Genomic DNA, 14,831 nt, shown 5'->3' on the forward strand with positions numbered 1-14,831 from the left:
CGACGGGAACACCGTTCTCAGAGGGCCCGGACACGATCTCTGATCCTCTCTATGACGTCGATGGTGAGTTCGGTGCGTTCCAGAACGGTCAGGTGGCCGCCGGTGACGAGGTCGCCCACGAGCACCTTCGCCACCCCGAGCGGCGCCTTCAGCCGCACGGCGATCTCGGCCACCGAACGCGGCGTCCGGCAGTACTCGGCGATGCGGCGCAGCTCGAAGCGCAGCGGTGCGGAGAGCGCGGCCGGGATGACGCTCAGCATCGTCTCCGGGTAGAGGCCGTCGACCAGGGGACGGGTGCGGCCGCCCGTCATCAGGAACGGCCGCACCACCAGGTCGTCCTCCGGCGGTTCCGGGCGGTCGTCCCCGGGCCTGTGCCGTCCGGCCCGGGATCCTGGGACGAGTCCGGGATCGTCGAGCATGCGCGCGTCCGGGACCCGAAAGGCGTCGGTCACCTCGGCAGGGCCTGCCGGCACTCGGAGATCAGCGCCGGGGAGAGCTGCCGGCCGAAGCGTTCGGCGAGCAGCGCCACCTCGTAGCCGATCAGGCCGACGTCGCAGTCCCCGTCGGCGAGCGCGCCGATGCAGCTGCCGCCCTCCATCGAGGAGATGACGAGGAAGCCGCGCTTCATCTCGATGAGCACCAGTTTCAGCCCGTCGAACTCGTACTTGCGCGACGCGCTGCGCGCCACGGCCGTCAGGCTGGAGACGATCGCGGCGAGCTGGTCGGCGCCGGCCCGGTCGAGGCCGGCGGACATGGCGACGAGCAGCCCGTCGGAGGAGACGACGACCGCGTCGCGGACGCCGTCGGTGCCGCGCACGAAGTTGACGAGCATCCAGCTCAGTTCGTCGGGGCCGGTGCGGGAGGCCTGGTCGACGGTCATCGGGGATCTCCTTGTAGCTCTTTACGTCCTGCTGACTCGCCGCGCTGCACGCCGGCCCGCAGGGAGGCCAGCATGGAGCGGGTCTGGGCCGGATCGCGTTCCACGGTCGGCTCCGCGGGTGCCGCGGGAGTGACGGTGGGCTTGCGGGCGCGGGGTACGCGCTTGGGCAGGCCGTTCGCGGTGCGGCCGGCCGCGTCGGGGTTGGTGAGCGGCCACTCCGGTGGGGAGCTGATCGGGCGGAACTGCGCCGTCACGACGCTCGGCGCGCTGCCGCCCGGCCGGCTCTGTGGGGGCGGCCCGGCGGGCGCGGCCACCGGTTCCGGGACCCGGGGTGCGGGCACGGGTGCGGAGTCGGCGACCGCTCCGGGCCGCCCGGCGAAGCTCGCGGGCCGGAGTGCGTCGTTGTGGGGGCCATCCGGCGCCGTCGCCGGGCCGCGGACTACGGTCGCCGCGAGCGGTGCGGCCTCGATCTCGCGCCGCGCCGGTCCGGGGTCGGGCGCGCCGCGCGTCGGCGGTTCGACCTCCTCCGGCATCACGACAAGCGTCTCGGGAACGTGGACGCGCGCCGTCACCCCGGTCACCGGGGACTGCACGACCTGCACCTCGACGCCGAGCCGCCGGGCGAGGTGGCCCACCACGTAGTGGCCCAGGTAGCGGGTCGGCGCGACGGTGAAGTCCTCCTCGCCGCGCAGCCGGGCGTTGGCGGCGTTCAGCTCGCTCGGCGACATGCCGATGCCGTGGTCGACGATGGCGATCAGGTACCGGCCCCCGGTGATCCGGCCGTGCACCTCGACGTCCACGTCGGGCGGCGAGAACGTCAGGGCGTTCTCCATCAACTCGGCCAGCATGTGCGCGAGATCGGCGACGAACCGGCCGGCGACCTTGGCGTCGTCCACGCGGCGCAGGGTGACCCGCCGGTACTCCTCGACCTCGGCGACGGCCGCGCGGATCACGTCGGTGATCGGCATCGGGGTCGCCCAGCGGCGCGGCGTCGTCTCGCCCACCAGCACCAGCAGGCTCTCCGCGTTGCGCCGCATGCGGGTGGCGAGATGGTCGAGTTCGAACAGGTTGCCCAGCGCCGTCGGGTCGGTCTCCTCGCGCTCGAGCTGGCTGATGAAGCCGAGCTGGCGGCGCAGCAGGTTCTGGGTGCGGCGGCCGAGGTTGGCGAGCGAGTCGACGGTGTTCTGGCGCAGCACCGCCTCCTGCCGCGCCAGCGTGAACGCCGCCAGCTGCACCCGGTCCAGCGCGTGCGCCACCGAACGGATCTCGGTGCTGCTGCGTTCCGGCAGGCGCACCTGCGGCGCGCGCACGTCGGGGTCGCCGGTGCGGGCCAGTTCCACCGTCTCGGGGAGCCGGCGGCCGGCGACGTCGTTGGCCTCGCTCACGAGTGCGGCGAGCGGACGCACGATCGACCGGCTGGCCGAACGGATCAGCAGCGCCGCCACGACGACGCACAGCAGCGCCAACGGGATCAGGCCGGCGAGGTCCCATCGCGCGTCCGAGCGCAGGTCCTCGAACCGGGCGTCGACGGCCACGTCGACCTCCTCCTGCACCCGGCGCAGCGCCTCGACGACGGCGCCGGTGGCGTTCCACCACGCGGTCACGTTGACGTCGGCGGTGCGGCCGGCGGCGTCCAGGGCCTGCAGCTCGATGCGGCCCATCTCGACGCCGGCGGGGCTGCTCAGGGCGGCGTCGACCAGCCCGCGCTGGGTGTCGCTGGCCCACCGGTTGAACTCGGCGAGTGCGAGCTGCCGCTCCGAGTACGCGGCGACGAACCGGGCGTACCGGTCGGTGTCGAGCCGGCCGGCCTCCTGGTCGGGCAGCAGCACGGCCTGCTCGGCGGAGACGGCCTCGGCGGCGATGTACAGGGCCTGCAGCGCCGCGAGGCCCCGGCGCAGTTCGGTGTCCGGGTCGGGGGAGGGGATGTCGAGGCCGAGGTCGACGCGGTTGAGCGCGGCGATCCGTTCGGTGTAGTAGCGGTAGGCGGCGGCGCCGTCGATGCGGCCGGCGTCGTGCTGCGCGCGGACGGCCACCAGGTCGTCGAGCCGGGCCAGGGCGGCCCGCGCGCCGCCGTCCTCCTCGGCGCCGCCCATCTGGCGGGCCAGCGCGGCCCGGGTGGCGTCGACCAGTGCGCGTTGGTTGTCGAGGTCGCCGCGCAGGTCGGCCACCCCGGAGGAGGCGCCGGCCGTCATGGCGCGTTCCCGCTGGAGTTCGCCGACCAGGGCCTGCGAGGCCTCGGCGAGTTCGACCGAACGCAGCGAGGCGGTGGCGACCGTGTACTCCTCGACCTCCTTGAGCACGAGGTCGCCGAGCAGCAGCAGGACCCCCACGAGCGGCACGGCGAGCAGCCGCGCGAGCTTGCCGCGTACGCTGCCCCCGCCCTTGCGCGGGAGGTCGACGATGATCCGTTCCTCGGACGACGTGCGGCCGCGCCGGTGTCCGGCCATGTGTGCCCCCATTCGTTGCCTTGAATGAGGTACCAGCCGTGGCGCCCGGGCCCCCGCACAAGCTGTGCGATCGGCGACGGCGGCTCAGGTCCGCAACGTCGTTGCGTCCAGCACCAGCCGGTAGCGCACGTCGGCCGCGTCGAGGCGGCCGAACGCCGTGTCCAGCGCGTCCGCGCCGATCACCTCGATCTCGGCGGCGATCCCGTGCGCGACGCAGAAGTCCAGCATCTCCTGGGTTTCGCCGATGCCGCCGATCGAGGTGCCCGCGACGCTGCGCCGCCCGCCGATCAGCAGCCCGACGGGTGCGGTCAGCGGCGCCGCGGGTGCCCCGGCCATGACGAGCGTGCCGTCGGTGGCCAGCAGCGCCAGGAACGGCGCCGTGTCCGCCGCGGTCGACAGCGTCGAGACGATGAGGTCGAACCGGCCGCCGAGGCCGGCCGCCTCGGCCGTGGTGTAGTGGTGCGCGGCGCCGAACCGCGCACTGTCCGCCGCCTTCGCCGCCGTCCTGCTCAGGACGCTCACCTCCGCGCCCATCGCGGCGGCGAACCGGACGCCGAGGTGCCCGAGGCCGCCGAGTCCGGCGATCGCCACGCGGGTGCCGGGGCCGGCGTTCCAGTGCCGCAGCGCGGAGTACATCGTCACGCCGGCGCAGAGCAGCGGCGCGGCGGCGGCGAGGTCGAGGGCGTCGGGGACGCGCAGGGCGTAGTCCTGCTCGACGAGGATCTTCTCGCTGTAGCCGCCCGCGGTCGGTGTGCCGGTGCGGTCGATCGAGTTGTAGGTGCTCACCGCCCCGCCGAGGCAGTACTGCTGGCGGCCGGCCCGGCAGTTGGCACACGTGCGGCAGGAGTCGAGCAGGTTGCCGATGCCGACCCGGTCGCCGGGCACGTACCGGGTGACGTCCGGGCCGACCGCGGCGACGACGCCGGTGATCTCGTGTCCGGGCACCATCGGGAACCGCGAGATGCCCCAGTCGTCGCGGGCGAAGTGCACGTCGGAGTGGCAGACGCCGACGTAGGCGACGTCGACGAGGAGTTCGGTGCGGCCGGGGTCGCGGCGTTCGAGCGTGATCGGCGTGAGCGGTGCTCCGGCGTATTCGACGGAGTAGGCGTTGACGGCGACGGGCATGGTGCTCCTGGGCGCTGGACGACGGAGGTTCGCGACTGATCGTTCCAGAACCTAGCATGTTTTGGAATGGTCGTTCGTGAACGGGTAGTGTGGGGCCATGGCGCGACCGCGGGAGTTCGACGAGGACGAGGTCGTCGCCAGGGCCCGCGAGGTCTTCTGGACGGCCGGCTACGCGGCCACCTCCGTGCACGACCTCGTCGCCGCCACCGGCCTCAGCCGCGGCAGCCTGTACGGGGCGTTCGGCGACAAGCGGGGTCTCTTCCTGCGGGCGCTGGACTCCTACTGCGACGCCACCGTCGCCGCCGTGCACGCCGATCTCGACGGGGACGACGCCGGTGCCGCGCGACGGATCGTGGCCCACATGGCGCACGTGGCGGACAACTGCGGCGGCAACATGCGCGGCTGCTTCCTCGCCAAGTCCACCGCCGCGCTGGCCGCCACCGACCCCGCCGTCGCCGAACGCGCGGAGCGCACCTACGGCACCTACGAGACCGTTCTCGCCGGCTGCCTGGCCCAGGCGCAGCGGCACGGCGACCTCGCGCCCCGGCACGATCCGGGGGCGCTCGCGGCGCTGCTGCTGATCACCGTGCGGGGCATGGAGACCCTGGGCCAGGCCGGGCGCAGCCTGCGGTTCATGCGTCAGGTGGCGCGGCACTCGGTGGCGTTCCTGGACGAACCTACTCGGTAGCGACCGCCGCCAGGATGTCGGCGCGGCTCGCGCGGCGGGCGGGCCACACCGCGGCGAGCACGCCCACCAGCACCATCCCGACGACGCCGATAGCCACCATCGGCACCGGAACGCCGACCGGCCACAGCGGCTGCAGCAGCATCACGTGCTGCATGACCGCTCCGACGCCGATCCCGACGAGCAGGCCCAGCGCGCCGCCGTAGCAGGTGATGACGATGCTCTCCCGACGGACCACGCGCCGCACGAACGTCCGGCCCGCGCCCAGCGCCCGCAGGACCCCGATCTCGCGGGTGCGTTCCAGGACGGAGAGGGCGAGGGTGTTGACGACGCCGAAGACGGCGATCACGAGCGCCGCGCCGAACATCGCGTAGATGACGGCCAGCACCAGTTCGAAGCCCTTGACGAGGCGTTCCACCAGGCCGTCGCGGTCGGTCACGAGGATGTCCGGCCGGTCGGCGAACGCCGCGTCGAGGCCCGCCCGCGCGCCGGATCCCGCGGCGTACACGGCCTCCAGGACGCCCCGGTGCTCGGCCGGCACCAGCGCCTCGTCGAGGAAGATGCCCGGCTGGCCCTCCCAGCCCCGGTAGAGGCCGACGATCGGGACCCGCCGGGTCACCCCGGGCGCCACGGTGAGCGTGAGCGTGTCGCCGACGTCGAGCCGGTTGAGGTCGGCGTTGCCGCGCAGCACGACGGCGCCGCGGCGCAGGTCGCCGGAGCCCTCGACGACCGGCATGGTGAGGACCCGTTCGAAGGCGGCCGGGTCGACCGGACTCATCGAGGTCGTCCCCAGTGGACGGTCGCCGGCCGCCCACTCCACGGGCGCGCGGGTCAACGCGACGGCGGCCGCCACCCCCGGGGTCGCGCGCACCTTCGTCACCACCTCGGGGCCGAGCCGGGAGCCGTCGAGCGCGGGCTGCACCACCGTCGTGCCGGCAGGCACCTGGTCGCGGGTGGTGGCGCCGGCGACGTTCGCGAACGACTCGCCGACGACGGCGAAGCCGCACACCAGTCCCAGCCCCACGGTGAGGGCCGAGGCGGTGGCCGCCGTGCGCCGCGGGTCCCGCAGGGCGTTGCGCACGGCCAGTTTCGCCGTCGGGCCGCCGCGCCACCCGACGAGTGTCGCAAGTGGACGGAGGGCCGCCATGGCCAGGAACGGCGCCAGCACCACGAGCCCCAGCCACACCGCGATGGCGCCGCCCATGCTGACGAAGCGCCCGGTGTTGTCGAGGTCCACGCCCGATGTGGCGGCGACCGCCGCGACCCCGCCGACCACCAGCACGCCGCCGACGATCGCGCGGGACAGCAGCGCCCGCCGGGGGAGCGCGGCGTCGGTGCGCAACGCGGCCACCGGCGCCACGGCGGCACCGCGGCGGGCCGAGCCGTACGCCGACACGACCGTCACGAGCACCCCGGCGAGATACCCGGCCGCGATGCCGAACGGGCTCACCGTGTACGCCACGGTGGTGCCCTCCGGCCGGAACGCGGCCAACGCGCCGATGCCGAGCAGCACGCCGAGCACGGCACCGACGGTCGAGCCGAGCACACCGATCACGGCGGCCTCGGTGAGCACGGCGACCCGGACCTGACGCGCGCTCGCCCCGACGGCCCGCAGCAGCGCGAACTGGCGCGTCCGCTGCGCCACCAGCATCGTGAACGTGTTGGCGATGACGAACATCCCCGCCACGAGCGCGACGGCCGCGAAGACCAGCATCACCTCGCGGACCGAACGGGCGTTGTCGGCGACCATGCGTTCGCGCTCGGCGGTCAGCTCCGCACCGGTGCGCACCTCCCGTTCACCGTCCACAATGGACTTCACCTGGAGCGCGAGCCGCGTCTCGTCGGCCGCTGACGCGGTTGCCAGTTCGACCCGATCGAAACGGTCGCCGAGAAGGACGGCCGACTCGTCACCGGCGAACGCCAGCGACGGGATCGGCTCCGCGCCCAGCGGGCGGTACGTGAACAGCCCGACCACGACGGGCCGGACGGAGGAACCGTCGGCGAGGATGACCCGCGCGGTGTCGCCCACCGTCAACCCGGCGGCGGCCGCGACCTGTTCGCCCAGCGCCAGTTCGCCCGCGCGCGGCGCGCGGCCGTCGGCCAGTACGAAGCGCTGCGAGTCGTCCCAGCCGGTGCCGGCCCGGTCCGGCCACACGCCCGCCAGCTTCCCGTCGGCGGCGACGAGGGCCGCGTAGCCGAGGCGCACGCCGTTCGTGCGGGTGACGCCCGGCAGCGCGGCGAGCCGGTCCCGTTCGGCCGGCGTGAACCCGGACTCCGGCTCCAGCGCCTGCGCGCAGATCGCGACGTCGGTGCGCGCCGCGCCACCGCCGGCGGTGCGCGCCGTCGAGTCGGAGACCACCCACGTCGCCACCATGAACCCGACGCCGAGCACGATCGCGGCGAGCATCATCGCCAGGCGTCCCTTGTGCGCGCGCAGATCGCGCAGCATGGCCCGAAGCATTACGCCACCACCCTGCCGTCGGCGAGGGTGACCACGCGGTCGGCGCGTTCGGCGGCGCGCGGGTCGTGCGTCACCATCACCACCGTCGCCCCGAACTCGTCCACGCACCGGCGCAGCAGCGTCAGCACCTCCGCCGACGACCGCGAGTCGAGCGCCCCCGTCGGCTCGTCCGCGAACACCACGTCCGGCCGGGTGACCAGCGCCCGTGCGCACGCCACCCGCTGCTGCTGCCCGCCGGACAGCTGCGCCGGCCGGTGGTGCAACCGGTCCCGCAGCCCCAGGGCGTCGACCACCGCGTCGGAGTAGGTCTGGTCGGGCTTCTTCCCGGCGAGGTCGAGCGGGAGCGTGATGTTCTCCCACGCGCTCAGCGTCGGCAACAGGTTGAACGCCTGGAACACGAAGCCGATCCGGTCCCGCCGCACCGCCGTCAGTTTCTGCTCGGAGAGGCCGGTCAGCTCCGTCCCTCCGATGTGGACGGTGCCGTCGGTGGGACGTTCGAGGCCGGCGACGCAGTGCATCAGCGTCGACTTGCCGGAACCGGAGGGCCCCATCACGGCGGCGAAGCGGCCCCGCTCGAACGTCACGTCCACGCCGTCGAGCGCGACGACCCGCGCCCCGCCGGAGCCGAACACCTTCGTCAGCCCGCTGGCGCGCACGGCTGTATCTGCTGTCATGCCATCACGATGTGGCCGGTGGTGCGGATGAGGCCTCGGCCGGAGGGCGAAGCGCGTCTGCGACTTTCGTCGTAGCCGCTAGGCCACCGCGGATGCCGGGCGGAACACGACCTCGAGCAGTGCGCGCAGCGCTTCGCGTTGAGCTTCGTCCAGCACGTTTGTGGTGTGCTTGAGGATCTCGTTGGCCTGTTCAGTGAGTTGCCACGCCAGTTCGCGGCCCGCCGGGGTGAGGAAGACGTCGAGCATCCGGCGGTCCTCGGCGTTGCGATCGGTGGCCACGAGCCCGCGCTTGGCGGCCCGGTCGACGAGGGTGGACATGGTCGACTTGTCCAGGCCGCAGAGGTCGGCCAGTTCGGTCACGTGGCATCGACGGTCGCGGAGCGTGCCGATCACTCTCAGCTGGGTCAACGACAGGTCGTTCACGGCACCGAGGTGCGTGACCGTTCCGATGACGCTGAAGGCGCACTGCACGAGAGCGTCCTCGAGGGTGTCGAAAGCCATGGTCCGCAGCGTACGTGACGCACCCGGCTTGACATCGATGGAATTTCCAACCATTCTTGAAGTAGTTGGAAATTCCAACCATATTGGAGGGGTGAACATGAGTCACTCGAACGGTAGGAAGGCACTCGTCGTCGGTCTCGGTATCAGCGGCATGGCCACCGCGATCCGCCTGCACCAGGCGGGCTGGAGCCCGACGATCGTCGAACGGGCGCGCTCCCGCCGCACCGGCGGGCAGTTCATCGGCCTGTTCGGCCCGGGCCAGGCCGCCGCGCGACGGCTCGGGTTCCTCGACGCCATGCCGGACCGCTCGGTGCCCGGCGGCGTCACCTACACGGTCAACCGGGCCGGCCGCCGCAGGGCCGGCCTCGGCGTCCCGGACCTGCCGGGAGAGAACCGCTTCATGATGCGCAGCGACGTCGAACGCGCCGCCTTCGAGGCGCTGCCCGCCGACGTCGAGATCCGGTACGGGACCTCGCCCACCCGCATCGAGCAGGACGCGTCGGGGGTGGACGTCACCCTCGAACGGGCCGGTGCCCAGCAGGCCGAACGCTTCGACCTCGTCGTGGGCGCCGACGGGTTGCGCTCCACCGTCCGCCGGCTCGCCTTCGGCCCGCACCAGCGGTACCTGCGCCGCCTCGGCGTCATGGTCGCGACCTTCACGCTGCCCGCCCCGATCGGCGGATACGAACGCGACAGCGCCGGCCTGTTCGAGCCCGGACGCGCCATGTGGACCTTCCCGTTCGTCGACCATCCGCCGACGGCACTCTTCCTCTACCGCACCACGGACGTGGACGCCGAGTTCACCGGACGGCCCGCCGACCGGGTCCGGGCGGCGTTCGGGCCCCAGGCCCCGGGACCGCTGCTCGGCGAGGCCCTCGCCGCCCTCGACACCGCCGACGAAATCGTCTTCGACTCTCTCGAACAGGTCGACCTGGAGACCTGGTCGTGCGGCCGGGTCGTGCTGGTCGGCGACTCCGCCTGGTGCCTGACCCTCTTCGCCGGCCTGGGCGTCTCCGCCGGGCTCGCCGGCGCGGACCTGCTCGGCACGATGCTGCAGCGCCACCCGGAGGACGTCGGCACCGCCCTGCGCGCCTGGGAGAACCACCTGCGCCCGCACATCGCCGGCTATCAGAGGAGCGGGCGCGAGCCACTGGTCTTCATGCCGGGCGACGAACGCGAGATGGCCCTGCGGCAGCTGATGGCGCACGCCCTCAAACTGCCCGTACTGGCCGACGTGGTGCGCCACTTCGCGCTCGGCCGCAGCGAACGGGAGGACCGGCTCGACATCGCCAGGGTGCACTGACCGGCGCCCGCGTCTGCGACTTTCGTCGTACGCGCCGGTCCGCAAGACCGCTTAGGCTTCCCGTCGTGGAACAGCGCCTCGCCCGCATGCTCCCCGTGGCGGTCGCCGGGGTGGCGGTCTTCGCGCTGTCGTTCCTCGCGCCGGGCAAGCCCGCGTCGTTCTACGACGAGCCGGCCCTCGACGCCGTGTACGGGCCCGGGGCGCTGGTCCTGGCCGGCGTTCTCGCGGCCTCGTGCGGCATCGCGACGATGCTCGCCCGGCGGTGGTGGTGGCCGCTGTGCGTGGCGGCGCTGGCGGCATGGCTGACGTTCGGCTCGTGGCCGGGCATGATGGCCGCGACGTATCACTCCGTGGTGCGCGGGCGGCGCGTCCCGGCCGCCGTGCTCGCCGGCGTCGTGTTCGTCGCGCACGTCGCCGGGGCCGTCTACACCAAGCGCGACTTCCGGTGGGCGTACGTGCTGTGGGCGGTCATCGCCGCCGCGATGCTGGTCGCCCTGCCGTCGGCCGTCGGCCTGTGGATGGCCGCCCGGCGCCAGGTCCTCGCCGCCGCGCGGGAGCGGGCCGCCCAGCTCGAACGCGAACACTCCGCCCGCACCGACCAGGCCCGCGCGGAGGAGCGCGCCCGCATCGCCCGGGAGATGCACGACGTCGTGGCGCACCGGGTGTCGCTGATGGTCCTGCACGCGGGGGCGCTGGAGGTCAACACGTCCGATCCGGCCACCGCCGAGGCCGCCGCGCTGATCCGCACCACGGGGCGGGAGGCGCTGGCCGACCTGCGTTCGGTGCTCGGCGTCCTGCGCCCCGCCGAGGTCGGCGCCGCGCCGCAGCCGACCCTCGCCGACCTCGACGCGCTGCTGGACGAGTCCCGCGCCGCCGGGGTCACCGTGGTCCGGCGGGATTGCGGCGCGCCGCGTGCCGTCTCCCCCTCGGTCGAACGCACGACGTACCGCATCGTGCGGGAGGCGCTCACCAATGTGCACAAGCACGCCGGGCGGGCGGCGGCCGACGTCGAGCTGCGCTACGGCGACGACGCGTTGGAGGTGTCTGTGCGCAACGGCCCCTCCGACGGCGGCGCGGCGCTGCTGCCCGGCAGCGGCATGGGCCTGGCCGGCCTGCGCGAGCGGGTCGAACTGCTCGGCGGCGAGTTCTTCGCCGGGCCGCAGGTCGACGGCGGGTTCAAGGTACGGGCACTGTTGCCACTGGGAGCAGTGTGAACGGGGAGGCACGTTGATCAGAGTGCTGGTCGTCGACGACGAGGCGCTGGTGCGCTCCGGCCTGCGGATGATCCTGGAGGCGGCCGGCGACATCTCCGTGGTGGCCGAGGCCGCCGACGGGGCCGCGGCCGTCCGCGCGGTCGCCACCCACCGGCCGGACGTGGTGCTGATGGACGTGCGCATGCCGGTCATGGACGGGCTCACCGCCGCCGGGCGCCTCCACGGGGAGAACGGGCCGAAGGTGGTGATGCTGACGACGTTCGACCTCGACGAGTACGTGCACGCGGCGCTGCGCGCCGGAGCGGTCGGCTTCCTGCTCAAGGACACCCCGCCGCAGGACCTGGCGGCCGCCGTGCGCACCGTCGCCGCCGGGAACGCCATGCTCGCTCCGACCGTCACCCGGCGGCTGATCAGCGCCTACGCCGACGGTGCGCCGGCCCGCGCGGAGTCGGCCCGCCAGCGGCTCGGCACGCTGACCTTGCGCGAGGAGGAGGTGGTGCGGGCCGTCGCGCGGGGCCTGTCCAACGCCGAGATCGCCCGCGAACTGTCGATGCGCGAGGCGACGGTCAAGTCGCACCTGAGCCGTTCGCTCGCGAAGCTGGGACTCACGAACCGTGTCCAGGCCGCGATCCTCGTCCACGACGCGGGCTGACCCCACGCCTACCGCGACCCTCGTCATCTCCGGGCGCACGAGTGCCGTGAGCGTGCCGACCCGGCCGGTCACGCGGACCGGGTCGGCGTGCGATGGTAGATGTTGCGGCGTGGCCGTCTCTGCCTCCAAAGGCGGCCTTGCTTTTGGGTAGGCGCCATCCATCGATCGCCATAGTGTTGTCGGCGGAGGCGATCGGGTGGGACCTGTTGAGGATGCGCGCGCCGAGATGGCGGTGATCGGTGATCGGATCGCGTCGGCGCAGGGGCATACGGCCATGGGGGCCGAGGCGGCGCGGCGTATCGGTGACCGGCTGTCAGGGCGTCGAGGGTGTCGGCGATGGCGGCGGCATGTTCGGTGTTGACCGAACCCTCTGCCGGTGGCGCCCAGCATCCTGGGCAGGTTGCGGCCCTCGCACTCGCGCACATCGTTTCTCGCCGTTTCCAGGGCTTGCCGCATGGTTCCGTTTTCGTGCATGCGCCTGACAGAACGGGCCCTGTTTTTGGCCATCTGAAGGCGGAGTCTGCCCTCCGTTTACCGGGCGCCCTCCACGTCGTCCCGGAGACCGGAGGGTGTCTAGGCTCGCCTGGTGCGTCCGGAAACCGTTCTCGAACAGACCGACTGGCGAGCCCTGGCACACAGTCACGGGCCGGCCTGGCCGGAGACCCCGCGACTCCTGGCCGGGCTGCTGACCGGTGACCGTGACGACGCGCGGCGGGCCCTGTCCCACCTGTGGGAGGAACTGTTCCACCAGGGCACCATCTACCAGGCGACACCCGCGGCGGCATGGTTCGTCGCCGTGGCACTCGGCGACCCGCGGGTCCGCGCTCAGCCCTGCCCCACGCGCGAGTACGGCGACGGGCCACTGCGTGCCGCCCTGCTGAACTGGCTGGCCCGCCTCGGATACGCGATGGGAGTCCAGTGGCGGGAGTGGTTCGGTGACGACGCCCCTGGCGGTGAGAACATCGGCGGTCCGCTGCGCCCGATGCGACCGCAACTCCATGCCGTGGTCGCCGCATTCCTCGACGATCCTGACGGGTACGTACGCGACGCGGCCCTCATCGCCGCCGTGAACCTGGCCTCCGCGCCCGAGCTGATGTCGCACCGCGCTGCCCTGTCCGACCGCGTCCGCGCCGCCGTTGCCGCCGATCCTCACTGGTGTCACCTCGGAACGGCGGTGCCGAATCTGCGTTACTGGGGTGAGCGGGACCTTCCCTGGAGGGAGCTTGCGACGCCGGTCTACGAGCCGCAGCACGGACCCTTCGACGAACCCCCTTTCTAGGCCCTGTTTCACATGACGGAGAGCTTGCCAGGCTGCCATCGGGTGGTGTTATGGTGACTGCGGGTCGAGAGGCGCTGCGACGGATTCTTCCGCCACGCTCGGCCCAGTCACTAGTTGACCCAAGGGCGCCTCCGATTCTCAGGAGGCAGCCGTGAAGCTGCAATCTGTCAACGGTCTCGAGTTCGCGGTGGCGGACCTCTCCCTCGCCGAGGCGGGGCGACACCAGATCCGGCTCGCCGAGCACGAGATGCCCGGCCTCATGGCGTTGCGCCGCGAATACGGTGCCGCGCAACCGCTGCGGGGCGCCCGCGTCGCCGGTTCGCTGCACATGACGGTGCAGACGGCCGTTCTCATCGAGACGCTCGTGGCGCTCGGGGCCGAGGTGCGCTGGGTCTCCTGCAACATCTTCTCCACGCAGGACGAGGCGGCCGCCGCCGTGGTCGTCGGTCCACAGGGGACGGTCGACGCGCCGGCCGGCACGCCGGTGTTCGCCTGGAAGGGCGAGACGTTGGAGGAGTACTGGTGGTGCACGATGCGCCTGTTCGACTTCGGCGACGGCGTGGGCCCGAACATGCTCGTCGACGACGGCGGCGACGCCACCCTGCTGGTGCACAAGGGCGTGGAGTTCGAGACGGCCGGCGCCGTGCCGGTGTCCACTGAGGACGATCACGCCGAGTACCGCGTCATCCTCGCCACGCTCGCCGAGAGCATCGCGCAGGACGGCCAGCGCTTCACCCGCATCGCCGCGCAGCTGCGCGGGGTCACCGAGGAGACCACCGCCGGCGTCAACCGGCTGTACCGCTTCGAACAGGCCGGCGCGCTGCTCTTCCCGGCGATCAACGTGAACGACTCGGTCACGAAGTCGAAGTTCGACAACAAGTACGGCATCCGGCACTCGCTCGCCGACGGGCTCAACCGCGCCACCGACGTGATGCTCGGCGGCAAGCTCGCCGTCGTCTGCGGCTACGGCGACGTGGGCAAGGGCGCGGCGGAGTCGTTGCGGGGACAGGGCGCCCGGGTCGTCGTCACCGAGGTCGACCCGATCTGCGCGCTCCAGGCGGTGATGGACGGGATGGAGGTCGCGCGCCTCGAGGACGTGGTCGAACGGGCCGACGTCGTCATCACCACCACCGGCGGCATCGACATCGTGACCGTCGCACACCTGGAACGCATGAAGCACAACGCGATCGTCGGCAACGTCGGCCACTTCGACACCGAGATCGACATGGCCGGTCTCGCCAAGGTCCCCGGCATCGAACGGATCGAGATCAAGCCGCAGGTGCACGAGTGGCGGTTCCCGGACGGCCACAGCGTCATCGTGCTCGCCGAGGGTCGCCTGATGAACCTGGCCAACGCCACCGGCCACCCGAGCTTCGTCATGTCGAACTCGTTCACCAACCAGACGATCGCGCAGATCGAGCTCTTCACCCGGCACGGCGAGTACGCCAACAAGGTGTACGTGCTGCCGAAGCACCTGGACGAGAAGGTGGCCCGGCTGCACCTCGACGCCCTGGGCGCACGGCTGACGACGCTGACGAAGAAGCAGGCGGAGTACCTCGGCATCGACGTCGAGGGGCCGTACAAGCCGGACCATTACCGATACTGAACCC

Annotated in this window: 13 protein-coding genes; 6 read left to right on the plus strand and 7 right to left on the minus strand. The window is 72.7% G+C overall.

Translation table 11 applies throughout. The features are described from left to right. Positions 1–17 precede the first annotated feature (17 nt). The 4 genes from Val02_RS00965 to Val02_RS00980 all read right to left on the minus strand — a co-directional run bounded on the left by Val02_RS00965 (position 18) and on the right by Val02_RS00980 (position 4,452). Positions 18–452 (minus strand): DUF742 domain-containing protein, encoded by a 435-nt coding sequence (locus tag Val02_RS00965; protein WP_239151249.1) that lies wholly within the window; start codon positions 450–452, stop codon positions 18–20. Continuing rightward, entirely contained in the window at positions 449–880 is a 432-nt protein-coding gene (locus Val02_RS00970) for a roadblock/LC7 domain-containing protein (RefSeq protein ID WP_203896906.1), read from the minus strand. The genes Val02_RS00965 and Val02_RS00970 overlap by 4 nt, the downstream gene beginning before the upstream one ends. After that, a complete protein-coding gene (locus tag Val02_RS00975; RefSeq protein WP_203896907.1) occupies positions 877–3,327 on the minus strand; it encodes a sensor histidine kinase in 2,451 nt (816 codons plus the stop codon). The genes Val02_RS00970 and Val02_RS00975 overlap by 4 nt, the downstream gene beginning before the upstream one ends. Positions 3,328–3,411: 84 nt before the next feature. Next, positions 3,412–4,452, minus strand: coding sequence for an NAD(P)-dependent alcohol dehydrogenase (locus Val02_RS00980; RefSeq protein WP_203896908.1), 1,041 nt, complete (start codon positions 4,450–4,452; stop codon positions 3,412–3,414). A gap of 97 nt (positions 4,453–4,549) precedes the next feature. Between Val02_RS00980 and Val02_RS48095 the strand changes: the two genes are divergently transcribed. Further along, the gene (locus tag Val02_RS48095; RefSeq protein ID WP_275415527.1) at positions 4,550–5,140 is read left to right on the plus strand and encodes a TetR/AcrR family transcriptional regulator; all 591 of its coding nucleotides are present in this window, start codon (positions 4,550–4,552) and stop codon (positions 5,138–5,140) included. On the opposite strand, the gene Val02_RS00990 is transcribed toward Val02_RS48095, so the two are convergent. The 3 genes from Val02_RS00990 to Val02_RS01000 all read right to left on the minus strand — a co-directional run bounded on the left by Val02_RS00990 (position 5,130) and on the right by Val02_RS01000 (position 8,773). Next, positions 5,130–7,586: an ABC transporter permease gene (locus Val02_RS00990; protein WP_203896909.1), complete on the minus strand. Its 2,457-nt coding sequence runs from the start codon at positions 7,584–7,586 to the stop codon at positions 5,130–5,132. The genes Val02_RS48095 and Val02_RS00990 overlap by 11 nt on opposite strands. A gap of 11 nt (positions 7,587–7,597) precedes the next feature. After that, a complete protein-coding gene (locus tag Val02_RS00995) occupies positions 7,598–8,272 on the minus strand; it encodes an ABC transporter ATP-binding protein (RefSeq protein WP_203896910.1) in 675 nt (224 codons plus the stop codon). Positions 8,273–8,350: 78 nt separating this feature from the next. Continuing rightward, a complete protein-coding gene (locus tag Val02_RS01000) occupies positions 8,351–8,773 on the minus strand; it encodes a MarR family winged helix-turn-helix transcriptional regulator (protein ID WP_203896911.1) in 423 nt (140 codons plus the stop codon). Between the two features lie 97 nt (positions 8,774–8,870). Here Val02_RS01000 and Val02_RS01005 point away from each other — a divergent pair, with 97 nt between their 5' ends. The 5 genes from Val02_RS01005 to ahcY all read left to right on the plus strand — a co-directional run bounded on the left by Val02_RS01005 (position 8,871) and on the right by ahcY (position 14,827). Further along, positions 8,871–10,076, plus strand: a complete 1,206-nt coding sequence (locus Val02_RS01005) for an FAD-dependent monooxygenase (RefSeq protein WP_203896912.1) — start codon at positions 8,871–8,873, stop codon at positions 10,074–10,076. A 65-nt stretch (positions 10,077–10,141) separates the two neighbouring features. Next, a complete protein-coding gene (locus tag Val02_RS47040; RefSeq protein ID WP_239151258.1) occupies positions 10,142–11,290 on the plus strand; it encodes a sensor histidine kinase in 1,149 nt (382 codons plus the stop codon). Between the two features lie 13 nt (positions 11,291–11,303). Beyond that, positions 11,304–11,942 carry a response regulator gene (locus tag Val02_RS01010; RefSeq protein ID WP_239151266.1) on the plus strand — a complete coding sequence of 213 codons (639 nt, stop codon included), beginning with the start codon at positions 11,304–11,306 and terminating at the stop codon, positions 11,940–11,942. A gap of 586 nt (positions 11,943–12,528) precedes the next feature. Then, the gene (locus Val02_RS01015) at positions 12,529–13,221 is read left to right on the plus strand and encodes a hypothetical protein (RefSeq protein ID WP_203896914.1); all 693 of its coding nucleotides are present in this window, start codon (positions 12,529–12,531) and stop codon (positions 13,219–13,221) included. 151 nt (positions 13,222–13,372) lie between these two features. Next, positions 13,373–14,827 (plus strand): adenosylhomocysteinase, encoded by a 1,455-nt coding sequence (gene ahcY / locus Val02_RS01020; RefSeq protein ID WP_203896915.1) that lies wholly within the window; start codon positions 13,373–13,375, stop codon positions 14,825–14,827. Positions 14,828–14,831: the final 4 nt, after the last annotated feature.

The organism is Virgisporangium aliadipatigenens (assembly GCF_016863615.1).
Lineage (GTDB): Bacteria > Actinomycetota > Actinomycetes > Mycobacteriales > Micromonosporaceae > Virgisporangium > Virgisporangium aliadipatigenens.